Here is a 25,842-nt window from a genome sequence, read left to right as displayed (position 1 = left end):
ATAACGATGGTAGCCAGCAACAGCGGCAAGTTTTAGCTTATGGAGTGAAAATTGATCAGCAAGGAGCTACCGATTTATTCTATTTTTAGATCGCTAAAATAAGGTGTTTCCCTTATTCAAGTTTATCTTACCTAGATGCTTGTAGGCTGTTTCCGTACATTCCCTTCCGCGAGACGTACGCATTAAGTACCCCTCCTGAATTAAAAAAGGCTCGTAAACCTCTTCTATTGTGCCTTCATCCTCACCGACAGCGGTAGCAATGGTTTTTAGACCAACCGGACCACCCTTAAACTTATCGATAATAGTCAATAGAATGCGGTTATCCATCTCGTCCAAACCGTTTTCATCTACATTTAATGCAGTAAGCGCGTACTGTGCGATAGCTCTGTCAACGGCACCGTTCCCTTTAATTTGTGCAAAATCCCGAGTTCTTCGAAGCAGGGCATTGGCGATCCGCGGAGTGCCTCTGCTTCTACGGGCAATTTCGTAAGCTCCTTCATCGCTAATAGGCGTATTCAAAATACTAGCCGATCGTAATACGATAGTGGTCAACAACTTAGCATCGTAATACTGTAGTCTTGCATTAATACCGAAACGCGCGCGTAGTGGTGCGGTCAACAACCCCGATCGAGTGGTCGCACCTATCAATGTAAATGGGTTAAGTGAGATTTGAACAGAGCGGGCGTTAGGCCCAGTTTCCAGCATGATATCAATTTTGAAATCTTCCATTGCCGAATACAAATATTCCTCCACCAAGGGGCTTAACCGATGGATCTCGTCAATAAAAAGCACATCACCTTCTTCCAGGTTTGTCAACAGGCCTGCAAGATCTCCCGGTTTATCCAAAACAGGTCCAGACGTAATTTTTATATTAACGCCCATCTCGTTAGCAATGATATTTGAAAGCGTCGTCTTCCCTAATCCTGGAGGACCATGTAACAACACGTGATCTAAAGCCTCGCCCCGAAGTTTAGCAGCTTTAACGAAAATAGATAGATTTTCAAGGATTTTAGCCTGACCGGTGAAATCTTCAAATGCCTGCGGCCGCAATGCACGTTCAATATCCTTATCAACGGGCGTTAAACGTTCTGCATTAGGGTCAAGATTTTCATTCATCATACTTCTTTAACAAAGGTAAAGTTACCTAATTGTATTTTTTAAACCAACTTTCGATTTTCAATTGGATCACACCAAAAAATGCTTCCCGAAATATTCGCGTACTCATTTTGGAAACACCCTCTGTCCTATCCGTAAAAATTATAGGCACTTCCACCACCTTGAATTTATACAAAATAGCTTTGAATTTCATCTCGATCTGAAATGCATAGCCCACAAACTTAATCCCATCCAACGGAATTTTCTCTAATACCTTTCTCGAGAAGCATACGAAACCGGCCGTGGCATCTTGTACATCAATACCTGTAATAAAACGCACGTAAACGGAGGCAAAATAAGACATCAATACTCGACTCATGGGCCAGTTTACAACGTTCACGCCTTTTATGTAACGAGAGCCAACAGCCATATCAGCTCCCAGCAAACAAGCTTCTCGCAATCGAATTAAATCTTCAGGATTATGGCTGAAATCGGCATCCATTTCAAAAATATAGTCGTAGTGCCGCCCAAGCGCCCATTTGAAGCCGTGAATGTATGCCGTGCCTAAACCCAGCTTCCCGCTTCGCTCTTCAATATAAAGACGTCCGCCAAATTCTTTCTGCAACGCTTTTACGATATTTCCTGTCCCGTCCGGGGAACCATCATCCACAATGAGAATATCAAAGGGTACAGCCAAGGAAAATACTTTCCGAATAATCTTTTCGATGTTTTCCTTCTCGTTATATGTAGGGATTATGACTAAACTGTCAGACACGCGTTTTCAGAATTTTAAATTCACTAAATATACAAAAACTAAGGTGCTTTCTACTGTTTTATTGAAAGCGCCCCCTAATGTTAGGGTCTACAATTAACTTACGCCGTGCATCAGCCGTTTCACAAACGGCGACAGCACGATCAAAATAATGCCCGCTATAAACGAATACCAGGCTAGCTGCTCGTATCCTGCAGTGTAACCAATCAATTTATCCATTAGCGATGCCCCCTCATCGGGTGACGACATACCTGCACCAAGCAAGCCTGCCACATATTGCCCATACGCGCTGGCCAAAAACCAAAGCCCCATCATCATCCCACCCAGGTGTCTTGGCGATAATTTGGTAATCATCGATAAACCGATCGGTGATAAGCATAACTCTCCTAATGTGACGGCAAGATACGCTAGCGTAAAAACGCCCAATGACGTTTTTCCGGATTCATCGGCAAAAAAGCGAGTTCCGAAGAATACGTAATATCCAACGCCTAACAGCAAAAAACCTAGTCCGAACTTGATAACCGTATTGGGCTCCAACTTTTTCTTAGCTAAAGCTAACCATAGCAAGCCCAAGATTGGACTAAATACAATAACGAATAAGGAGTTGGCGCCGTTATTCACTACGTTAGGATCGATATTGAAAAAAAGTAGATTGGTATGCAGATTATCTTTGGCGAATAGCGCCAAGGAACCTCCTGCTTGCTCAAAAATTGCAAAAAACAGTATGGAGAATAGAATCAGTACCAATGCGGCTATAAGTTTTTGACGCACTTTTGCATCGGCTTCACGGAATATTTGGTAAAGGAAATATCCCAATGCCAGTGGCCCGATAGTGTACATAAAAAGATCGGTATACCGCGTGTTGTTCACCATAATAAAAATGAGTGGGATACAAACCAGCGCACCCAGGTATACCAACACCTCCCAGGTAGTTTTCTTTGCCGCAGGCAGATGGGCTATGGGGCTATTACCGATTGGCCCCAGTTGTTTTTTTGTTGCCAAAAAGATAATGATGCCAATAAACATCACGATGGCTGCCGCCAGGAAGGCAAGATTCCAAGAATGCTCCTTTCCTAACCATACGCATAGCGCGCCGCCCAAGAGCGCACCCACATTAATCCCCGAGTAAAAAATACCGAAACCAGCGTCGCGGCGTGAATCGCCCTCCTTGTATAGATCGCCTACCATAGACGATATATTAGGCTTGAAAAAGCCTGTTCCAATAATGGTTAACGCAATACCAAAATAAAAGAAATCATGTGGATTTATCGCGATCAGGCCATTTCCTAATATCATTAAGATTGCGCCAAACGTTAACGAACGCTTGAAACCCAATATCTTGTCGGCGAAAATACCGCCCACAAATGTGAATGCGTATACAAATGCTTGTATAGCACCATATTTTAAATTTGCATCCTTCTCGGAAAGCAAGAGCTGATCAACCATAAAAATGGCCAATACACCCCGCATACCGTAGAAGCAGAAACGCTCCCACATTTCTACAAGGAAAAGATACCAAAGTTGTTTCGGATATTTTCCTTCGAAATTTTGGATATCATCCAAAGTAACTTGTTTTGACATGATCGGTAATGATTTAGAATAGCGACGGCCAACCTTTTCATTTGAAAGCTGGCCGTCCCGAATATTTATTTAATCCCGTGCATTAAACGCTTGATGAGCGGGTTTAACACCATCACGAGCAGACCCGCTGCCGCGGGAATTATTGTAAACAGGAAAAAGAAGTGGCTAAGTGAATAGTTTTCTTGAATAGTTTCTACCTGCCCCCCTAAGATCGCTGCAAGTTTTTGCGCAATGGCAATAGCCAAATACCACATACCAAACATAAATGCCAACATCCGCGCAGGCACGAGTTTCGATACATACGACAGTCCCACGGGTGATATAAAGAGCTCACCTAAGGTGTGGAAGAGATAGGTTAAGACCAAAAATATCATGGAGATCTTTGCTCCACTGCTCGCACCAAGCGCACCGAAACCAAGGATCAGGAAACCTATCGCTACTAGAATGAGGCCGTAACCGTATTTCATAGCGGCCGTTGGGTTAAACTTCGATTCCCAAATTTTAGATACGGAAGATGCTAACGCAATAATGAAGAATGAATTTAGAATGGAGAACCAGGATACTTTAATCGCAGATTTTTCGGCGGAAAACTCGCTATATAGCATCCATATCCCTGCGGCCCATATCAAAATGAAACATATAAAAAGAATGATATTTGACCAGGCTATTTTCTTCCAAGTTACCATTGCAAGCTTTATCAATACCCATGAGATGATAATTAACGGAACAATAGTCAGCAAGGTATTCATCACGTTGAATGCCAATAAGCTGTTTCCTGTCAATTCGCGATCTACATAGTCGCGGGCCACAAGAACGAGCGAGGTAGCACCTTGCTCAAAGCTCATAAAAAAGAAAATAAGAAAGAACCCTAACAAAATGACGCCATACATGCGATCGCGTACAACTTTTGCATACCGTTGTATACGCATCACAATAAGCACAAGAAACAAAAGTAAAGCACCGATCACCATGATGTTTTGCCCTCGGAAACTAGCCGTATCAAGAAAAGCGAAAACATCTAGCACATTGTTTTTGGAGAGCGGATCATTGAACGCGTACAGCAGCCCTACGATACCAACGACAATCATCAGAATGATGTCTAACCCCGTAAAATTATTATGCTTTGTCTCCCCCACTTCCAGATTATCTGCAGCGGTAGTTTGATCTTTATTTTTCTTCTTATCCAGCATGCCTAATCTTCCCAAAAGCGGGCCAGCAAGCCAAAACTGAAAAGTCCCGAGCAGCATAAATATACCGGCCAGACCGAAGCCCCAATGCCAGCCTATCGTTTCTGCCAAATAGCCACAAAGCATCATGCCGAAGAATGCGCCAGCGTTTACGCCCATGTAGAAGATGGTATAGGCACCATCTTTCTTCTCGGGCAACAGCTTGTACATTTCGCCGAGAATTGCCGGCATATTGGGCTTAAAAAAACCTGTACCGATGACGAGGCATGCTAATCCGACAAAAAACAAGATAGGTGAATCAAAGGCCATAGCGGCATGCCCTAACGTCATAATGGCGGCACCGATGATTACGGCAGCGCGCGATCCAATATATTTATCAGCAATGACGCCACCAAAAATTGGCGTGATGTAAAGCAGCATGGCGTAGGTTCCATAAAGCGCACCTGCCTGCTCAGCTGTCCATCCCCAGCCGGGATTTGCTCCTAAAACGGAAGCGGTTAAAAATTGGATCAACAACACGCGCATCCCGTAAAACGAGAAGCGCTCCCACATTTCGGTAAAAAAAAGAACGAAAAGACCGGCCGGATGGCCTAATACCCGTTCTCCACTTGCGTGGTTATCAAGTGAAACCGAAGAATTCTCTGTCATACGCATTTATTTGATTGCCAAAAATAAGGAAATGAATTAAAATATCGGTTTGCGCAAACAAAAAATGCTCGTAACATCTTTACGAGCATTTTTTGTGGTAATCTTTTTTTGCTTAGTTAATCCCGTGCATCATCTTGCGCAATAGCGGACTAAATACCAGCAGCAGAATGGCCGCGCCGATAGGTAATCCGGCTATGATTAAGAAAAATGTAGACATGGAATACATCTCGGTGATCTTATCAATCAATCCGCCGCTCAATCCCGCCAGCTTATTCGCGATAGCCGACGCCAGAAACCAAAAACCGAAAATTAATCCTATAAATTTTTGAGGAGATAGCTTGCTCATGTAGGATAAGCCTACCGGAGAAACACAAAGCTCGCCTGTAGTATGGAAAAAATAAGCTAAAACAAGCCATATCATGCTTACGGAAGCGGTGGTGGCACCTGAGGGGATTTGTAAACTTCCATATGATAACGCCAGAAAGCCTACGCCTACCAACGCAAGTCCCAGGGCAAACTTTACCGGACCCGAAGGGTTCCAAACTTTTTCCCAAAACCTACTGAATGAGGAAGCCAAAGTGACAATGAAGAAAGCATTCAGAATCTGGAACCAAGCTACCGTCACTTCCGTAACATCTGAGGTAAACTCGCGGTGTATCTTCCAAATTCCCAACAGCATAATCGAGAAAAAAGATACTAAAGTAAAGATTATAGTTAATGGATATTGATTGATAATCTTAGCCGCCAAGCGGGTTAGCACATAGGTGACTACAAGGATAGGCAATATGGTTAAGGCTGCATCCACCCATTTGAAGGTTGTTCCTGCAGTACCTTCCAGCACCCGTTGCGTATAATTTTTAGCAAAAATTGTCATGGAGCCACCAGCCTGCTCGAATGCCAAAAAGAAAAACACACTTGCTACAACCAATACAGCAACGACGATCAATCGATCACGCACTACCTTCGCTGGAATAGCTACTGCATCCACACTATCTGGCAAATTTATGGCTTTCTTGGGTGAATCGCCGATAACGCCGAATATGCGCTGACCAAAATAAAACTGTAACATCCCGAAGAACATGAAAACACCGGCCAATCCAAAACCATAGTGCCAGCCAATTTTTTCACCGATATAGCCGCACAACAATGATCCTAAAAATGCGCCCGCATTAATGCCCATATAAAAGATTGTATAACCGGAATCTTTCTTTGCGCTGTTGTCAGGATATAGTTGCCCTACCATAGACGAGATATTTGGTTTAAATAAACCATTACCTAAAATCATTAGGCCTAAACCAATGTAGAAAAATGCTTTAGCTTCGCCCTCTAGCGCCATTGATGCATGACCTAGAGTCATAATCGCGGCACCTAAGATAATTGCTTTTTTGTACCCTGTAAGGCGGTCTGCTATCATGCCGCCAATAAGTGGTGTAGCATAGACGAGGCCGGTATACCAGCCATAAAGTTCCATAGCCTCTGCATTTGTCCAACCCCAGCCCTTGTCTGCAATTTCTGTTATCAAAAAAGTAACTAATAGGGCACGCATGCCGTAATAGCTAAATCGTTCCCACATTTCCGTGAAGAAAAGAACAAATAAACTGGCCGGGTGACCCAATACCATCTTATCATCCAATCCCTTCTTGGCCAAATGGTCAACTAGTATTTCATCTTGCTGTTGATTCATATATACATATTATTTTCTTTTTATTCGCTTCGTTTTAGGACAGTATATTCCACAACCACCTTCACGCTACAAACGCTGTATGGTATGTGCTGCACAAATGCTACCTTATGACGATATTAAAACATCACAGCCCTTATAACCACGCTATTACGATGAATAGAATAAAGAAAAACTTCAATAATTTTTTAGAGTGTTTTAAAACGTTCAAGTAATTTTTTCGTAGCCGCTATACCTTCCATTTCTGGAAGTTTTGAACCTTCATACTCTATACCAACGAACCCTTTAAAACCAGCTTTTTTAACGATTTTCATCATCCGTTCATAATCGATCTGTGTCTCGTTTCCGTTTGCATCAAAATCATGACTTTTAGCACTTACACCTTTTGCAAATGGCATGAGATCTTGCACGCCTTGGTACCGATCGTACTCGTAAAAGTTACCAAAATCAGGAAGACTTCCACAATTATTCTTGTTAACGGTTTTCAAGACGTCTGACAACCAATCGCCGTGTGATGATATGCCGCCATGATTTTCGACAATAACATTAATTTTGGCTTTTTTACCGTAGTCCGCCAACGCAGATAGGCTTTCTACCACATTTCTTTTCACTTCTTCAGGTGTACCTTTTCCGGCAGCATTCACCCGAATGGACTTACAACCTAAAAATGCGGCTGCGTCAATCCATTTGTGATGATTTTCGACAGCGGTTTTCCGCTTGTTTGCATCTTCATCGCCGAGGTTTCCTTCTCCATCGATCATAATCAATACATTCGTTACCCCGTTGTCTTTTGCACGGTTATTAAGATCCTTTAAATAGGTCATATCCGTTGCCTTATCTTTAAAGAATTGATTTACATATTCAACCCCATAAATTCCGAACTTCTTGGCTGCCAGTTCTGGAAAGTCAATATTTTTCAGGTCCCCTTTGAATAAGGTCTTATGCAATGACCATTCGGCGAGCGATATGTCAAACCACGCTTTCTTCGCTGCGAAAACATCCAACGAAGGTGCCAGCGCAAGACCAGCTGCTGCCAATCCTGCATTTTTTAGAAAAGTTCTTCTTGAGTTCATTATGTTAGCTTTTGTGTTATATGTTTGCCCAACCGGATGTCAAGACATCGGCGATGTGCTTTGTTTTAATAGGTAGCTGCTCCTTGTCAATATACGCTTGCAATTGCACGATACATGTGCTATCTGTAGCTATAATAAAATCTGCTTTCGCCTGCATTGCGCTAATTACCCGTTGTTCTGCCATAGCAGCAGAGATTCCTTCGAATTTAACGGCAAATGAGCCGCCGAAACCACAGCAGCCATCCGGCTCTTCCATTTCTATTAATTCCAGTCCGCCCACTTGTCTGAGCAACTGCATCGGCTCTTTGATAGCTTCAGACTGCGGATCGCCAGAACAGGAATGATGATAAACCGCCGTTCCGACCAACTCTGCTCCAAAATAATCTTTTTTAAGCACATTTACCAAAAAGTCGCTAATATCAAAAATATTAGACTGTATATTTCGGCAGCTATTATGCAGGGTCGAGTTAGTGAACAGGTCATCGTAACCGTTCTTCACCATACCAGTGCAGGAAATAGAGGGCGCAACAATATAGCAGTCTTCCGAGAAATCCGCTAGAAATTTAAGCCCTACGCGCTTTGCCTCGTCCCAAAAACCTGCATCGTACGCCAGTTGTCCACAGCAGGTTTGCTCCGGATTATACACGACCTCACAACCAGCTTTTTGAAGCAATTTAATGCTATTGAACGCCGTTTCGGGGTAAAGTTGATCCACTAAACAAGGGATAAAAAGTTGCACTTTCATACAGTCATTGCTTTATTAAATCTTAAAACCCGAAACAAGAGTAGTCCGCCTAGGATAAAAAATACAGATAATGCCAATGCCGAATAGCGAATGTTATGCGTCACTTGCTCAATAAACGCAAAAGACAGCAGCCCCATAACAATAGCAAGTTTTTCCGTAACGTCATAAAAGCTGAAAAAGGACGCTGTATCCTTGGTATCTTCAGGTAAAAACTTAGAATATGTAGATCTTGACAGTGACTGTATTCCGCCCATCACAAGCCCAACAACGCAAGCAAGTATATAAAATTGCATTTCTGTATGCACAAAAAATGCGGCTATGCAAATTCCAAGCCATACCACGACCACGGCTATAAGGACCTTAATATTACCAAATCTCTCGGAGAGCTTGGACATTAAAATAGCCCCCAAGATGGCTACTAGCTGTATAAGCAATATCGTAACAATTAGTTTTGAGCTTTCCATCTTTAACTCTTTTGCACCAAAAGCAGCAGCGACGATCATAACAGTCTGCACACCTGATGCATAGAAAAAGTAAGCGGGTAAAAATCGTTTAATACGAATCATGCGACCTATCTTACGAAGCACAATTCTAAATTCAATAATGACTGTGCGAAACAACTTCTTAGATGCGCGGATAGATGAGCGTTGGTTTCCAGGTAGTGCACGGAAAGGAATAGTTGCAAAACCAGCCCACCAAACTCCAACCAACAGGAACGACAAGCGCGGTCCAAAAGAAGCGTCGGTGATACCGAACCATTGCGGAAACAGGATAAATAGGAGACAAATGATCTGCAAGGTTACACAGCCCACATAGCCATAGGCAAATCCTTGTGCGCTGACACGATCTTGTTGATCTGCCGTGGCAATCTCCGGCAAATAAGAATTATTGAATAATACGCCTCCTATGTATCCCATAGCTGCCAGAGCAAATAGGATGATACTCATTTCGAGCGTCTCAATTTTGAAAAAGAAAAGTCCCATGCAACACAGTGCTCCGAAATAAGTAAAAAACATCATGATCTGCTTTTTCTTCCCGTGAACATCAGCATATGACGAGATAAATGGCAATGTTATCGCCATAATCAAATAGGCGAAGGCTAGACTGAAGTTTGATAAAGCGGTATTAATTATTTTAAAACCGAAAAATGAGACTACATCGCCATGTTCTTCGGTTTGTGTGATTGCGGTATAATATGCCGGAAAAATAGTCGATGTTATAACTAAGTTATAAGCAGAATTCGCCCAGTCGTACATAGACCAAGAGCGAATCAAGCGTTTGTCGTTTTTTTTGATGACGCGCATAAATTACAGCGAATATAACAATGTTCACTAAATATAGGAAAGTGAAACAGTAAAATACGAATTATTCATGCATTCGCTTTAGTAGTTTTGCCTGATAAAGGTCATCACGCGTGCTATTTCTCGACTTACCGAGCCAGCACTGCCGAGGAAGTTCGTATTCAAAAAGGAGAATACCAGGTTTCGCCCAGATCTGGTACGGATAAAGCCGCTTTGGTTGTGTACCGCACTGATCGTACCTGTCTTGGCCCAAACAAATGGTTCGTTATTATCTAAACCATAAGTCCGCTTTAGCGTACCGTCTACACCGCCAGTAGGGAATAACTTATGTAGCGAAGTAGTATCAGGAAGTGAGGACGATATCATTAGCAACACCTCTACCATGCTGCGAGGGGTTACTTTATTATAGCTGGACAATCCACTTGCATCATGAAGGTCTATCCTGTCAGTGAAAAGATTGTAAAAGTCTTTGTCCATATCCTTCCGCAACTGCCCAGTTTGAAAGATACCATATCGTTGCAATACCACCATCATGTGGATCTGTTCGGCCAAGAAGTTGTCGCTAGGCAACATCATTTCGCGCAAAATCGACGCGGTATGTGTAGAATAAATAGCACTTACCTCCCGAGGTCGCTGCGCTTTTATCGTGGTCACGCTGCGCTTCAATGTATCGCTCAGCAATTTAACAAATAATTCGGATGAGTACCTGAAAGGTTTCTCATTCACATATTTATGCGGCGGACGGGTCTGATTTTGTATAAAGATATTGTGATGAAAGTCTCTCCACAGCCTGTAATTCTTGTGTCCATCAGACTTATGCGATAACGCAGGTTGAAAATAGCTAGGGTAGCATTCGAGTCGGCCAGTTCGTTCTCTAAACGTCACCACATTTCCATAAATCGGGAAGCTGCTAATCTCTGGCTGATAGTATTCTTCGTAATCTTCGATAGCCCAACCCCTGCGATAGAAAGACTCCTCAGCTAAATCATCTGTTGCATAAAAAAGTCGTTTCGTGCTATTCTTTAAGAAGTTAAAGACTTTTCCAGAATCATGCTTATTATGTAAGAAAGTGGGATCGCCTGTTCCCCAGAAAATAAGCGAATCACCTCTTTCTATGTAGTGTAGGCCAGCGATAGAATCGCCTAAATATTTTAAAGCGGCAAATAGCGTAAATACTTTTGTATTTGATGCAGGGGTAAAATGCTTGCTCTCGTTGACACCTAGTAAAAACCGATTGCTATCTAAATCATACAGACATACTCCGTAAAAGTGTCCCTTCAAGATTGGCGATTGCTCCAACTCACGCTTGATAGGAGTTACATCGATGGTTTGCGCAATCAGCGGAAAAGTTGCCCAGAGCATGGCCATACTCAGCAAAATGTTTTTCATATCGTAAACATACGAAAAGACGGGAAATAAAGGGCTAGATTCGGTGATATTGTATGCTCATCGTTTCGCTTACCTATTCAACGGATATTAAACAGGATTGGCATAACGATCAAACAGGGCAACAGACGAGTATAGGTAATTAAAGCAGTCCGATTCTTTGCTGGAATAATCCGCACAAAGAATCGGACTTACTATGCAAAAGCATTACCACTAGTTGTAGCCTGCATTTTGTTTCAACGCGCCCCCACTTCGATCGATCTCAATCTGTGGAATTGGGAAATAGGCATTTTGACTATTAAACGTGACGCCAGCAAACGCGGGAAGGTGTCCGCCTTCAAAGGTCGAGTAGCTTTCTAATGTTTGTTTTGCAATGCCCCACCTTACGAGATCGTAAAACCGGTGACCTTCTAAAGCAAGTTCCAATCTACGCTCCATACGAACCGCATTTCGTGCATATTCCGCATTTGGAAATGAGGTATAGGGTTGTACAACATAATTAGCCATATTAGCACCATTGAGCTGCTTCGGAGGTAGTTTTGCTGCTCGCAACCGTATGGCATTCACGTATGCTAAAGCGCCACTCAGGTTTCCAAGTTCAACTTCGCATTCCGCCGCCATCAAAATAACATCTGCCAAACGCATGATATTTACATCCAATGCGGTAATATAGGGTTCTCCAGGCACGGCATGCGAAGCGAATTGGCTTCTGTTGATCATTGTTTTAACGCCAACAAATGGACCAGCATAACTGGCTAACCGAATCCAGGCATCCCCCGGCATCACGCCATAATCAAGGTAAGGAATGCCCCGCCGTCCAACGGTGTAATCCAAGCGCGGATCTACACGCAATGCTCGATTTACCACATATTGCGCTTTCAAGGTATCCGATAACCCGAGGTCAGACAAATAGGGATCCACACGGTATTGTCCATTTAAATACGGAAGTCCATTCGCATCAACCCGATATGCGTTGACCAGATCAATCGATGGTTGATAGAAACCGCAACACCCCACAGGTGACGTACCATATAAACCTGATAACATATCGCCCGTATTCGCATTATCTCCCGTTCCATTCGGATTAATCGCATGTTTGGAAACCATTAAAACTTCGGGGCCGTCTTCTGTCTCTACATTAAAGTTGTTCTGGAAAGGCATTGCCGTAATATCCTTGCTTCCGATAGCTTCTTTAAACAACGGCAAGGCAAGAGCGTGATTTCCCTGATAAAGGTGTAGCTTACCAAGGTAGGCCTTGGCGATCATCTTGTCCATTCTTCCTTTCTCGCCACTTATCTTGCTTTCAGGAAGATTTTCGACGGCAAACTGTACGTCGGCAATAATCTTAGGATAGATGTCTTGGTCATTGGACATAACTTTCGCTGCATCCAGCGATGTGTTTTCATCTACCCAAGGAATATTTTTAAATACTCGCCAAAGGTAAAAATAGTAGTGAGCGCGTAGCATTTTAGCTTCAGCTTCAATTTCTACTGCGCGCGAGGCGGAGACCGTACCACCGCTTTGTTGATCTTTCTTTAGCAGAACGATTGTCCTATTACAGCGCGCAATGCCTTCGTAATACACCTGCCACATTTGCGACAGGTTATCATTTGCGGGATTTGGTCGTAACAACTCAATAAGGTTCATATTTGGTTGATCCGTTTCTTCCGACCCCTTATGTGCGTTATCAGCTGCTACTTCCCCAAAGAGCCACTGACTAGGTGCGGCAGCGTAATTACCCCATGTGCCACTTACGTTACCGTTCAATATACCGTAGGCGCCTAACAAATTGGCCTCGACGCCGTCGCTATTTAGCACCTGATCTTCACTGAGCGCCCCCTGCGGATTCTTATTTAGGAAGTCCTTTCCACAGCTGGACAGTAGTAGTCCGGCACAAAGGATCGAGATATATAATGCGTACTTTTTCATGATAAAACTCTTTAAATATTAAAAACCTAAACTCACACCAAACGTATATTGCCTCGCTTGCGGATAGCTTCCGAAATCGACACCCAAAGCCGGATAATCACTTGGCGTAGCTGTAACTTCTGGATCCAGCCCCTCATATTTGGTAATGGTGAAGACGTTGTTCACCCCCAAGTAGACCCGTAATTTGCTCACCGACGTGTTCTCACCAAATAAATTTTTGACAGGAAGATTGTACCCAAGCTGCATCGTCCTTAGTTTCAAAAAGCTGGCATCCTGCACGTAATAAGATGACGAGGCGTATTCAAAAGTTGAAGCATTTAGGATGGGTGATGGCACTTGGCTGCCCGGATTTTGCGGGCTCCAGGAATCCAAAAGCCGTGCGCTCTTCTGTCCCGAGAAGACACTAAAATCGGTGTAGTAACGCGTCGCGTCAAACACTTCATTGCCCTGCGATCCATAAAAGAACATCGAGAAATCGAAATTTTTGTACGCCGTATTTACCGCCAAGGAGTAGATAAAATCAGGGTGTGGGGATCCGATAACCGTCCTATCAGCATCATTAATTACACCATCATCATTGATATCAGCAAATTTAAGTCCGCCGGCGCGTGCACCAGCGTAGGATGGTGAGCTCGCTACGTCGCTATCGCTTTGATAGATTCCCGCAACCTGATATCCATAGAAAGCGCCAAATTGCTCACCGGCGCGAAGAATGGTGGTTTCCATACTCCGAAAGTTTCCGTAAATCTGCGATGTTATTGATGGCGCCAACGATTCCACTCTATTTACGTTTCTGGAAATCGTTCCCGCTAAGTCTAGTTTAAAGTCGCTTTCCTGACGGTAGCCATAGTGATAGCCCAACGCAAATTCTACCCCTTTGTTACTCATATTACCAACGTTAACATAAGGCGCTCTAGCTCTCCCGACCGCAGCAGCTGGAAGCGGCACGCGGAAAAGCATATCTTTTGTACGCTTGTCGTAGTAGTCAAATGCACCATCAAAATCGCCATCGAAAAGTGTAAAGTCAATACCTAAGTTTAGGGCATTCACTTGTTCCCATTTCACATCCGGATTAGCATAGTCACTTTGCCAGATACCTGTTGCTACAGTGCCGTTGATCGGGTAAGAAGACTCATTAATAATGGATGTGTAGCGGTTCATAAACTGGAGCGGAGGAATGCGTTGGTTACCCGTGATACCATAACCGGCCCGTAGCTTTAAATCCCGGATCCAGGTAACTGGCTTCAAAAACTCTTCACTAGACAATCGCCAAGCTCCACTGATACCGGGAAAAACGCCATACTGATTTGCTTCACCAAAATTCGATGAGCCATCGCGACGTACCGTAGCGCTTAAAATATAACGATCATCAAAACTGTAGTCTACCTTTCCAAATATGGAAAATAATGCGCCCAATGACCCCGTGCCTGTATTCCCGAAGTTCGACGTACCAGCGTTGAGGTAAAAGTAATCTAGGCTATTTAATAAAAAGAAACCATTTCTATTCGCAGATAGATCCCTAGCGCGATTGTCAATCGCTTCTGTACCAGCGAGAACGTTGATATTGTGCTTATCAATAACTTTCCGCCAGTTTAATGTATTTGTCCATGTCCATTCTGTATTGTAGCCCGCGTATTCACTGAGACCATTATTGAACGATCCCTCCGAAAACTCTGGATTTGGATAGGTAATATCCATGCCCGTATAGTTTTCATATTTCACGCCAAAGCTCGAACGAAACATCAAGCCGTCCAGGATATCGTATTCTGCAAAGGCGTTCCCGAAGAACATGTTTGTTTTATTTACATCGTCCTTTCCTCGAAAAGCCATAGCAACTGGGTTTTGTCCATTTCCCCAGCCACCTTTCGAGCCTGCAAAATTACCACCTTCATCATATACGGGGATAATATTCTGGATGCGAAAGGCAAAGCCTAAGATGCTTCCCTCCTCCATATAACCACCAGCGACGTTTGGATTCACCCCAACGCCAAAACCTCGGGTATGGCTGTATTGCATATTTTCACCGAGACGTAGTTTGCCATTAAACGCTTTAAAAATAGTGTTCGACCGAACATTAAACCGCTCAAATCCACTATGAATAATAGCACCTTTTTGCTTCAAATGCCCCAAAGACACAGCGTATGTGGCATTTTCTCCACCACCCGTGGAGCTAAGCTGGTAACTTTGTGTGGGTGCATTTTGCGAAAGCTCGCGAAACCAATTCGTACCTTCCTTGTTAGCCTTCGTAATTTGGTAGAATGTACTTGGATTGCGAGAGTAATTGTATCGAGACATATCGTAATCCGCCGGTGTCATGGCATCGACGTTCTCTCTTCCTAGTTCCCCTACTAATAAATAATCAGGCAGGCTGAGATTTGTACCGCCCAATCTATTATTTAGGTCGTACACCTGCTGCGGGCTCATCATTTTTGGAAAGGTACTGTAGCGCGGGGTCTGTAAACCGACATACGAGTCAAAGGCTATCTGAGGCTTTCCCTCCTTACCCGTTTTCGTGGTGATAATTACCACCCCGTTGTTAGCTCGAGAACCGTAGATTGAGGCTGCAGAAGCATCTTTCAAGACCTGCATAGTCTCGATATCATTTTGATTAAGCCAGCTTAACTTACCTTCAAAAGGTACACCATCTATAATATACAGTGGCTCATTGTTATTGATGGTACTGTACCCCCGGATTTTAATTTGCGGTGTCGAGCCGGGCGCACCATCGTTCACAATTTGTACGCCCGTTGCCCGCCCTTGCAACGCTTCGACTGCCGTAGCGGCCGGCTGGGTTTTGAGCTGTTCAACATTTACAACGGCAACAGCGCCTGTCAAATCCTTCTTCCGCTGGGTGCCATAGCCAGTCACTAATACCTCTTCCAGGTTACTATTGTCTGCCTGCAGTTCGATGGTAAGATTTGTTGTCGTTGAAAGCACAGTTATCCGAGCTACTTGATAACCGATGTAATTGACTTCAACAAGATCATCTACAGCAGCGGCCAGCTCAAAGACGCCGTTTTGGTCAGTTGAGGTCGCTGCCGCTTTTCCAACTACCTTCAGCGTTACGCCGGCCAAAGGGGTTTTCGTAGCGGCATCCACGACGCTTCCTCGAACAGTTGTTTGTTGAACGCGTTCAGCGCGCATTTCTACAGCAACGGGATGTTTCGAGTATACGGTAGCTTGCGTATAATTTCCAATTAACATCAACGCACCTGATATCCATAGTGCTCGTGTTATCGGTTTTTTGGGGTAAAAGGGTTCCCCCCAAGAAAAAGTAGTCATTTTTTTCATGGTGTTAACAAAAAAGGTTTACAAATAAAGTTTATTGATTAGCCGGCGCTCATAGCGCGAATATTCGTATATATTTCTACATAGGCTCCGTTATTTATGCGTCAAAATCGGGAACAAAAAGTTGAATTACCGAATCTTAAAGAGACGACAAAAAGGCTTTTCTTTAGCGACGATGACTAGGTGACAAATGAGTTTTAAGTTTTATTGTGTTAGCAACGATGTTGTCACAACTAACTTACGCAAACGTTTCCGATAAAACAAAATAATTAATTCCCTTTTTTTGAAATAAATAAGCTAAATCGTTTGGATTCGGTTGCGTAGTAGATTATTTTTTCAACGTCTTAGTGTACATGTAACACCCTACACATGACGCGTGGGCAGCGTGGATCTTTTTCAAAATTGCCTAGCTATCCTTACTAACGCGATCTAGGGATAAAAAAAAGTGTGGTTTCAAGCAGCAAGAGCTGCTCGAAACCACACTTTTTAGCATAGAAGCAAGACTGGCTATTCCCTATCTGTAACCATCGTTTTGTATTAGGGTTCCTGCGCTTCTATCAATCTCTATTTGTGGAATAGGGAAATAGGCACTATGTGGCAGAAAAACAACGCCTCCGTAAACAGGCAGATATTGGCTCTCGAATGCGGAGTAGCTCTCTATCGTTTCTTTGACAATGCCCCATCGTACGAGATCGTAAAAACGGTGCCCTTCCATGGCAAGCTCTAAGCGACGCTCCATACGTACTGCATTTCTCGCATAAGTAGCATCTGGAAAAGAAGCATATGGCTGCACTACATAAGTTGCCATTGTAACGCCATTTACTTGTTTTGGGGGCAGAGTAGCTGCCCGCAGGCGTATCGCATTCACATAAGCCATAGCGCCGTTTAAGTTTCCAAGTTCTACCTCACATTCGGCGGCCATTAAGATCACATCTGCCAACCGGATAATGTTGACATCAAGCCCCGTGACGTAAGGCAAGCCCGGCACAGCATTGGAAGCAAACTGACTTTGATTAATCATGGCTTTTATACCGATAAAAGGACCACCCCAGTTCACCATCCTAATCCAAGCATCTCCTGGCATAACGCCATAATCCAAATAGGGAATGCCTCGTCTACCCACAGTGTAATCTAGGCGTGGATCGAACCGTATGGCCGTATCAACTACGTAGGCTGCTTTTTCATCATCTGTCTGACCAAAATCTGATAGATAAGGATCTACGCGATACTCGCGATTTAAATATGGCAGTCCACTTGCATCAACTTTGTAGGCATTCACCAGATCAAAAGATGGTTGATGGAAACCGCAACAACCCACCGGCGATGTGCCATGTACACCCGCTAGCATATCACCCACATTGGCATTATCGCCGCTCCCATCGGGATTGATCGCATGCTTCGATGCCATGACCACCTCCGGGCCGTCCTCGGTATCCACGTTGAAATTATTTTGAAAAGGCATGCCTGTGATATCTTTCCCCCCAATAACTTCCTTAAATAAAGGCAAAGCAAGACCATAATTAGCTTGATACAGGTAAAGTTTGCCTAAATAGGCTTTAGCAGTCGTTCTATCCATCCTTCCCATCTCACCATTTATTTTAGCATCTGGAAGATTTTCTACTGCGAATTGTGCATCAGCGATGATATTCGGATACACGTCAGCATCGTTAGGAATGATCCGTGCCTCGTCGGGCGAAGTATTTTCATCCACCCAAGGTATGTTTCTAAATACACGCCAAAGGTAAAAATAGTAATGTGCCCGCAGCATTCGGGATTCAGCTTCAATTTCCACGGCACGGGCTGCTGAAATGGTATTCTCTTCCCCCTGATCTCTCCTTAACAGTGCGATAGTTCTGTTACAGCGTGCAATACCTTCGTAATAAGCTTGCCACATCTGAGAGAGATGAACGTTTGCCGGATTGGGAATGAGCATTTCTATACGATTCATACTTGGGTCATCAGCGAGTTCAGAACCTTTGTGCGCGTTATCTGAAGCAACTTCGCCAAATAACCACTGACTGGGTGCTGATGACGAGTTTCCCCAGGTACCGCTAACATTGCCGTTCAACAAACCATAGGCGCCCAGCAAATTTGCTTCCACGCCTTCACTATTAATGACCTGCTCTTCGCTTAGCGCACCTTGCGGATTTTTATTTAAAAAATCCTTCCCACATCCGCTGAGCGAGAGTCCAAAGCAAAGCGTAGCTATGTATAATGCATATTTTTTCATAATCAAATTCTATATAAAATTTACAAACCTAAACTTATACCAAAGGTGTACTGCCTCGCTTGCGGGTAGCTTCCGAAATCTACCCCCAAAGCCGGATAATCACTCGCTGTAGCCGTAACTTCAGGATCTAACCCCTCATATTTGGTGATCGTAAAAACGTTATTGACGCCCAAGTATACGCGTAACCTGCTAACCGCTGTATTTTCACCAAATAGGTTTTTGACAGGCAGATTATAGCCCAACTGCATATTCCGTAACTTTAAAAAGCTAGCATCTTGCACATAGTACGAGGATGATGAGAATTCAAATGCCGATGCATTTAACACCGGCGATGGGATACTACTGCCAGGATTTTCCGGACTCCAAGCGTCTAACAGTCGTGTGCTTTTCGGCCCATCATACACACTGAAATCGGTGTAATAGCGTGTGGCATCGTAAACTTGATTTCCCTGTGATCCGTAAAAGAACATCGATAAATCGAAATTTTTATAGGAAGTATTAATAGCAAGAGAGTAAATAAAATCTGGATGTGGTGAGCCTATAATAGTTCGGTCGGCATCATTGATAACCCCATCCCCGTTCATATCAGCAAACTTTAGTCCTCCAGTACGCGCATCAGCATAAGACGGCGAATTCGCTACATCAGCATCATTTTGGTATATGCCAGCAACCTGATATCCGTAGAATGCACCGAATTCTTCCCCTGGCTGCAAGATGGTCGTCTGTAGCTCTCTAAAATTTCCATAGATCTGGGAAGTTATCGATGGCGCCAATGACTCTACTTTGTTTACATTTCTGGAAATCGTGCCCGATAAATCCAACTTAAGTTCACTATCTTGCCGATAGCCATAATGGTAACCCAGCGCTAGCTCAAATCCCTTATTGCTCATGCTTCCTACATTCACATAGGGCGCTCTCGCTTCGCCTACGGCGGTTGCCGGCAATGGTACGCGAAACAGCATATCTTTCGTACGCTTATCATAATAATCCACAGCGCCATCAATGTCTCCATTGAAAAGCGTGAAGTCAACACCCAAGTTCAGGGCATTTACCTGTTCCCATTTCACATCTGGATTGGCATAATCACTTTGCCAGATACCCGTCGCCACTGTACCATTTATCGGATAAGAAGACTCATTAATAACTGAGCTATAGCGATTCATAAACTGCAAGACAGGAATGCGTTGATTTCCCGTGACACCGTAACCAGCACGAAGTTTTAAATCACGGATCCATGTGACGGATTCTAAAAATTCTTCGTTCGATAAACGCCAAGCACCGCTCACGCCAGGGAATACCCCAAATTGATTTTCCTCACCGAAGTTGGAAGATCCATCACGACGAACGGTCGCACTGAAGATATAGCGATCATCAAAACTATAATCGACCTTTCCGAAAATAGAAAAAAGGGCGCCCAAAGATCCAATGCCTGTGTTGCCAAAATTAGTCGTACCCGCATTGAGGTAAAAATAGTCCAGACTGTTTAATAGGAAAAAGCCGTTTCGACTAGCTGAAAGGTCCCTTGCTTGGTTATCAATAGCTTCTGTCCCCGCCAAAACATTGATATTATGCTTATCGATGATCTTACGCCAATTCAATGTATTGGTCCATGTCCATTCCATATTATAGCCGGCATACTCATTTAGGCCGTTATTAAACGATCCTTCAGAAAATTCCGGATTCGGATAGGTAATATTCATCCCGTTGTAGTTCTCGTACTTGACACCAAAATTTGAACGAAACATCAGTCCATCCAGCATATCATATTCTACAAAAGCGTTACCGAAGAACATATTCGCTTTATTAACATTGTCTTTGCCTCTATACGCCATCGCTACGGGGTTTTCCGCATTTCCCCATCCCCCGCTTGAGCCTGCAAAGTTCCCACCTTCGTCATATACAGGAATAATATTCTGTATGCGGAATGCGAAGCCCAAAATGCTTCCATCCCCCATATAGCTTCCTGGAATGTTGGGATTGACCCCTATACCAAACCCTCGGGTATGGCTGTATTGCATATTTTCGCCCAAACGAAGTTTGCCATTCAATGCTTTAAATATGGTGTTTGATCGTACGTTAAAGCGTTCAAAACCGCTATGGATAAGGGCTCCGTCTTGTTTTAAATGCCCCAAAGAAACAGCATAGGTAGCATTTTCTCCGCCACCGGTAGCACTCAGCTGATAACTTTGTGTGGGAGCGTTTTGTGAAAGCTCCCGAAACCAATTCGTACCCTCTTGATTCGCCTTCGTAATTTGATAGAAGGTGCTCGGATCTCTAGAATAGTTGTATCGAGACATATCGTAATCTGCCGGGGTCATGGAAGCCACACCCGCCCTCCCTAACCCGCCGGCAAGCAGATATTCAGGTAAAGCCAAATTAGTGCCCGCTAATCTATTACTTAAATCATATGCCTGCTGGGGGCTCATCATTTCGGGAAAGGTATTTGTGCGGGGGGTTTGTAGCCCGACGTAAGCGTCGAATGAAATTTCTGGCTTACCTTCCTTACCCATTTTTGTTGTGATAATGACAACGCCATTGTTAGCGCGAGAACCGTAAATCGAGGCTGCGGATGCATCTTTCAAAACTTGCATGGTCTCGATATCGTTTTGATTTAGCCAGCTTAATTTCCCTTCAAACGGAACACCATCTATGATATAAAGAGGCTCATTGTTATTGATGGTACTGTAGCCACGGATTTTAATTTGCGGTGTTGATCCTGGCGCTCCATCGTTGACTATCTGAACCCCCGTGGCCCGCCCTTGTAAGGCTTCAACAGCGGTGGCAGCGGGCTGGGTTTTTAACTGCGCCACATTAACAACTGCAACGGCACCGGTCAGGTCCTTTTTTCGTTGTGATCCGTAGCCGGTCACTAGTACCTCTTCCAAATTGCTATTATCGGGTTGCATTTCAATAGTCAGTTTAGTCGTTAACGAGCTAACCGTTATCTGCGTTAACTGGTAGCCAATGTAGTTGACTTCAATAACATCCCCAACCGCGGCCGATATGTCAAAGAGACCATTTTCGTCGCTCGAAGTGGAAGCAGATTTACTAACTACTTTTAAAGTTACACCCGCTAAGGGTAATTTTGTTGACGCGTCAACAACGGAACCCCGAACAGTTTCCTGCTCAACCACTTCCGTCAAGACGAGCGCCTTCTGTGTTACCGGTTGCAAAATGCTGCGCGCTGGAACGTCATTCCATATACATAGCATGGTACCAGAGATCCAAAAAGCTTGCTTAAATGGATTTTTGAGGCAAAAAGATCCCCCTCCAAAAAAATTGGCTGTTTTTTTCATTATTAAAATAAGTGATGGTTTATAATTAAACTTTGCGGATTAAAATAATGCACAATAAGCACATCGTTCAAATAGGTTTTTCTACATAGGCATGCTAGTTTAGTATGTTACAGATGGTCGTTTAAACACATTGTATATTAAATCAATAAACAAATCTTATTTCATCAGGAATAATTTTAATAATTTAAATATTTATGAATTATATTCTAAATATAATATATTTCAATAAACTAATCTATAAAAATACCTATATTAAAACAAGTCATGATATATGATTTTTTGAAAATAAAAAAGCTAAACCGTTTGGGTTTAGCTTAATTTGATGAATATATGAGTTAATCCTTAGTGTAATTGTAACACATATTTAACCCCTCCCAATAAGTGTTTACGAAATTCTTTACTATCAAAAGATTCATTGGTGTGCCCTAAAGCAGTGTAAAAAGTCCGCCCCCCGTCAAACTCGCGAAACCAGGCAACAGGGTGAAATTGCCCCATTTTACCACCTTTATAGCTGCTTTCATCAACAGTCATCAAAATATTCAGACCAGGCTGCACCTCTTTAAAATCATACCACTCATCTTTATGCCACCACACACTTTGTAACCCCTCTGTAGAAGGATGATCCTTTTTTAACACATCAATTTTAGCCTTTTGCACTGCAGGATGACTGGCAAAATATCCGCCAACAAGTTGTCCATACCACGGCCAATGATGCTCCGTATCTGAGGCAGCGTGAATCCCAACAAAACCTTTTCCAGAATTAATAAACTGTTGAATCGCTTTTTTTTGTTCTGTGTCAAAAAGATCGCCCGTCGTGCTTAGAAAGATTAAAGCGTCGAAATTGGCCAAGCTGTCCTTGCAAAAATACAACACATCTTCTGTGTGTTGAACACCTATCCCTTCTGCTTTTAAGATTTCTGACACGGTAGCCACTCCCTTAGGGATACTCTCATGTCGAAATTCTGTTGTTTTAGAGAAAATCAACACATTTTGCTGTGCACGGCTAAGTAGCGTACCGCAAAATATAAAAAGCAAGATAGATAGGTTTGTTCTCATCATATCGGTAAATTTTTATAAAAATTTAGACTTTCCAGTATATCGGCCTCCTCGACAAATAGGTTGTAGTCGCATTTTCCAATATCAGCCAACAATGCAAAGCCGAGTTGTTTCGCTTCGTTCTTCTTATCGTTCTGCATTAGCATCAAAAGCTCGTCATACATTTCAGTCTTCAGCGTGTAGCGGTCAAAGACGGCATCAAAGCGTTGCACGACGCGCTGCAAATCCTCTTCTTTCAATCCATTGAGCTTATGCGACAAATAAGATTCGCAGATCATGCCCAAGGCAATGGCCTCGCCGTGTAATAGTGGATTCTCGTCATGGAGTAGCGAATACCCTTCCACTGCATGACCTATCGTATGACCAAAATTGAGTATTTTGCGAAGACCTTTCTCTGTCGGATCTTGGGTAATTACTTCATTCTTGATAGCTACGGACCTATAAATTATATCATCCAAATCATCGGATTCTAAATTGACATATTGCGTTTGCTCAAATAGCGCTCTGTCAAAAATCAACCCGTGCTTGATGACCTCCGCGAAACCCGATCGCGTCTGCCTTTCATCCAGGGATTTCAAAAATAGCGAACTAATGAAGACTGCCTGTGGCTGCGTAAATGTGCCGATGATATTCTTTACATTGTCTAAATCTATACCTGTTTTGCCACCGACGGAAGCGTCTACTTGTGACAGTAATGTTGTAGGCACTTGGATGAAATCGATCCCCCTTTTATAGGTCGCTGCCGCAAATCCACCTAAATCGGTAACTACACCGCCACCTAAATTGATCATCAACGCTTTCCTGTCAGCTCCGAAATCAAGCATTGTCTTCCAAACGCCTATACAAAAGTCAATGTTTTTATTTTCCTCTCCCGGGTCCACCTCGATGATATCATAGTCTGAAATCTGCGGTATCACTTGCTGCAACAACGGAAGGCAATGGTCATTCGTATTACGATCTACAAGTATTAAAATCTGTGAATATTCTCGAGTGGAAATAAATGAGGCAAGAGAATCAAGGTTTTTCTCAAAATATACGGTATAGCCTAAGCTAGCTATTTCTTTAGTCATGTACTAAGATATTAAATAATTTTGACTTGCTGTCCATCGAACTCCACGACGTCATCTTTCTTAACCTTCAACCGTTTCCGGTAATCTACTTCGCCATTGTATTTGACAAGCCCTTCCTCCACAACAAACTGTGCCATAGCACCATGTTCCACCCAATTCATCACCTTTAAAAGCTGAATCATTTGGATGTATTCTCCTTTCAATGAAAATGTTTGCATAAATTAAAATAAATCCGTTTTTAGCATCCCGTAAATATAAGGCTATTCAAAATAAATATTTAATTTTGGCCATTAATTTTACACATATGATAGCTGCCCATAGCGAGATAAAAATCGATTTCGATAATACGGAAATTGCTTTTCGTAACAAGAGTGATAAGGAATTGGATAGAGCGTATTGGCTTTTCAAGATGGTTGCGAGTAACGGATTGATCAAAGTGGGGACACCGATTACGACTTTTGCGCTGAATATAGGGCTGCCTATCCAGGGAATCATCCGAAACACCATTTACAAACAGTTTTGCGGGGGTGAATCCATCGAAGGCTGTGCACCCGCTATAGCAGAACTTGGCAGAGGCAATGTCACAACCATCTTAGATTATTCGGTAGAGGGTGAAGAATCAGAACAAAGCTTCGACAACACCTGCGCTGAAATATTACGCACCGTAGACTATGCAAAAACTAACCAGCATATTTCTTTTTGCGTATTCAAGCCTACAGGCTTGGGTCGCTTCGACCTGTTTGCGAAATTGGATGCGAAACAAAAATTAAATGATAAGGAGCGCGCGGAATTCGACAAAGTATATGCCCGGATTGACAAAATTTGTAAAGCATGCTACGAAGCGGATATCAACGTATTGATAGACGCTGAGCATTCATGGATACAGGATACGATTGATGACTTCGCGCGTGAGATGATGGAGAAGTACAACAAGGAAAAAGCCATCGTGTACAATACCTATCAATTATATAGACACGATAAACTTGCGTCATTAAAAGCAGATTTCGCGTATGCCCAAACCCAAAATTTCTATCTAGGTGCGAAGATTGTACGCGGCGCCTATATGGAGATTGAGCGCGCACGCGCAGCGGAAAAAAGGTATGAATCACCCATTCAACCAAATAAGACTGCAAGCGATGTAGACTATAACGAGGCTATCGTTTTTTGTCTTGACCATATCAACAGAATTGGAATGATGGCGGGAACGCATAACGAGGAAAGTTCCAGAATATTAGCGGAAGAAGTTTTGAAAAGGGGAATATCACCTAAAAACGACCATGTGTACTTTGCGCAGCTGTTAGGCATGTCTGATAACCTATCCTTCAATCTAGCGGCTGCTGGTTTCAATATTGCAAAGTATATGCCGTATGGCCCTGTTAAAGCGGTGATGCCTTACTTATTTCGTCGGGCGCAGGAAAATACGTCAGTAGGCGGACAAACTGGGCGGGAGTTAAATCTAATTATCAAAGAAAAGGCAAGGCGAAAGCAACAAAAATAGCCTGTC

17 protein-coding genes are annotated in these 25,842 nt (G+C 43.2%); 1 reads left to right on the top strand and 16 read right to left on the bottom strand.

Annotated features, from left to right (window positions below; genetic code table 11):
• Positions 1-93: 93 nt before the first annotated feature.
• The 16 genes from ruvB to DI53_RS16290 all read right to left on the bottom strand — a co-directional run bounded on the left by ruvB (position 94) and on the right by DI53_RS16290 (position 24,556).
• Positions 94-1,116, bottom strand: coding sequence for a Holliday junction branch migration DNA helicase RuvB (ruvB, locus tag DI53_RS16365; protein ID WP_037502226.1), 1,023 nt, complete (start codon positions 1,114-1,116; stop codon positions 94-96).
• Positions 1,117-1,144: 28 nt separating this feature from the next.
• The gene (locus tag DI53_RS16360; protein ID WP_037502223.1) at positions 1,145-1,870 is read right to left on the bottom strand and encodes a polyprenol monophosphomannose synthase; all 726 of its coding nucleotides are present in this window, start codon (positions 1,868-1,870) and stop codon (positions 1,145-1,147) included.
• A 93-nt stretch (positions 1,871-1,963) separates the two neighbouring features.
• The gene (locus tag DI53_RS16355) at positions 1,964-3,448 is read right to left on the bottom strand and encodes a peptide MFS transporter (protein ID WP_037502220.1); all 1,485 of its coding nucleotides are present in this window, start codon (positions 3,446-3,448) and stop codon (positions 1,964-1,966) included.
• Positions 3,449-3,513: 65 nt separating this feature from the next.
• Positions 3,514-5,283: a peptide MFS transporter gene (locus DI53_RS16350; RefSeq protein WP_037502354.1), complete on the bottom strand. Its 1,770-nt coding sequence runs from the start codon at positions 5,281-5,283 to the stop codon at positions 3,514-3,516.
• A 112-nt stretch (positions 5,284-5,395) separates the two neighbouring features.
• Complete coding sequence (locus DI53_RS16345) at positions 5,396-6,967, bottom strand: peptide MFS transporter (protein WP_052072496.1); 1,572 nt, start codon at positions 6,965-6,967, stop codon at positions 5,396-5,398.
• A gap of 185 nt (positions 6,968-7,152) precedes the next feature.
• Positions 7,153-8,037 (bottom strand): sugar phosphate isomerase/epimerase family protein, encoded by an 885-nt coding sequence (locus tag DI53_RS16340; RefSeq protein ID WP_037502217.1) that lies wholly within the window; start codon positions 8,035-8,037, stop codon positions 7,153-7,155.
• A gap of 16 nt (positions 8,038-8,053) precedes the next feature.
• Positions 8,054-8,782: a (Fe-S)-binding protein gene (locus DI53_RS16335; protein ID WP_037502213.1), complete on the bottom strand. Its 729-nt coding sequence runs from the start codon at positions 8,780-8,782 to the stop codon at positions 8,054-8,056.
• On the bottom strand, positions 8,779-10,086 hold the full coding sequence (locus DI53_RS16330; protein ID WP_037502211.1) for an MFS transporter: 1,308 nt from the start codon (positions 10,084-10,086) through the stop codon (positions 8,779-8,781). The genes DI53_RS16335 and DI53_RS16330 overlap by 4 nt, the downstream gene beginning before the upstream one ends.
• Before the next feature lie 78 nt (positions 10,087-10,164).
• Positions 10,165-11,472: a D-alanyl-D-alanine carboxypeptidase gene (locus DI53_RS16325; protein ID WP_052072495.1), complete on the bottom strand. Its 1,308-nt coding sequence runs from the start codon at positions 11,470-11,472 to the stop codon at positions 10,165-10,167.
• A gap of 210 nt (positions 11,473-11,682) precedes the next feature.
• Entirely contained in the window at positions 11,683-13,398 is a 1,716-nt protein-coding gene (locus tag DI53_RS16320; RefSeq protein WP_037502208.1) for a RagB/SusD family nutrient uptake outer membrane protein, read from the bottom strand.
• A gap of 18 nt (positions 13,399-13,416) precedes the next feature.
• Positions 13,417-16,689 (bottom strand): SusC/RagA family TonB-linked outer membrane protein, encoded by a 3,273-nt coding sequence (locus tag DI53_RS16315; protein ID WP_037502205.1) that lies wholly within the window; start codon positions 16,687-16,689, stop codon positions 13,417-13,419.
• 511 nt (positions 16,690-17,200) lie between these two features.
• A complete protein-coding gene (locus tag DI53_RS16310) occupies positions 17,201-18,916 on the bottom strand; it encodes a RagB/SusD family nutrient uptake outer membrane protein (protein WP_037502201.1) in 1,716 nt (571 codons plus the stop codon).
• Between the two features lie 20 nt (positions 18,917-18,936).
• On the bottom strand, positions 18,937-22,212 hold the full coding sequence (locus DI53_RS16305) for a SusC/RagA family TonB-linked outer membrane protein (RefSeq protein WP_052072494.1): 3,276 nt from the start codon (positions 22,210-22,212) through the stop codon (positions 18,937-18,939).
• A 342-nt stretch (positions 22,213-22,554) separates the two neighbouring features.
• Positions 22,555-23,271: a ThuA domain-containing protein gene (locus DI53_RS16300; protein ID WP_037502198.1), complete on the bottom strand. Its 717-nt coding sequence runs from the start codon at positions 23,269-23,271 to the stop codon at positions 22,555-22,557.
• The gene (gene aroB, locus DI53_RS16295; protein ID WP_037502195.1) at positions 23,268-24,338 is read right to left on the bottom strand and encodes a 3-dehydroquinate synthase; all 1,071 of its coding nucleotides are present in this window, start codon (positions 24,336-24,338) and stop codon (positions 23,268-23,270) included. The genes DI53_RS16300 and aroB overlap by 4 nt, the downstream gene beginning before the upstream one ends.
• An 11-nt stretch (positions 24,339-24,349) precedes the next feature.
• Positions 24,350-24,556 carry an RNA-binding S4 domain-containing protein gene (locus tag DI53_RS16290; protein WP_037502192.1) on the bottom strand — a complete coding sequence of 69 codons (207 nt, stop codon included), beginning with the start codon at positions 24,554-24,556 and terminating at the stop codon, positions 24,350-24,352.
• A gap of 86 nt (positions 24,557-24,642) precedes the next feature.
• On the opposite strand from DI53_RS16290, the gene DI53_RS16285 reads away from it, so the two are divergent.
• Positions 24,643-25,836, top strand: coding sequence for a proline dehydrogenase family protein (locus DI53_RS16285; protein WP_037502189.1), 1,194 nt, complete (start codon positions 24,643-24,645; stop codon positions 25,834-25,836).
• Positions 25,837-25,842: the final 6 nt, after the last annotated feature.

Source organism: Sphingobacterium deserti, from assembly GCF_000757725.1.
GTDB lineage: Bacteria > Bacteroidota > Bacteroidia > Sphingobacteriales > Sphingobacteriaceae > Sphingobacterium > Sphingobacterium deserti.
Note: the sequence above shows the minus strand (reverse complement) of the source record. Positions and strands in the feature narration are given on the sequence as shown.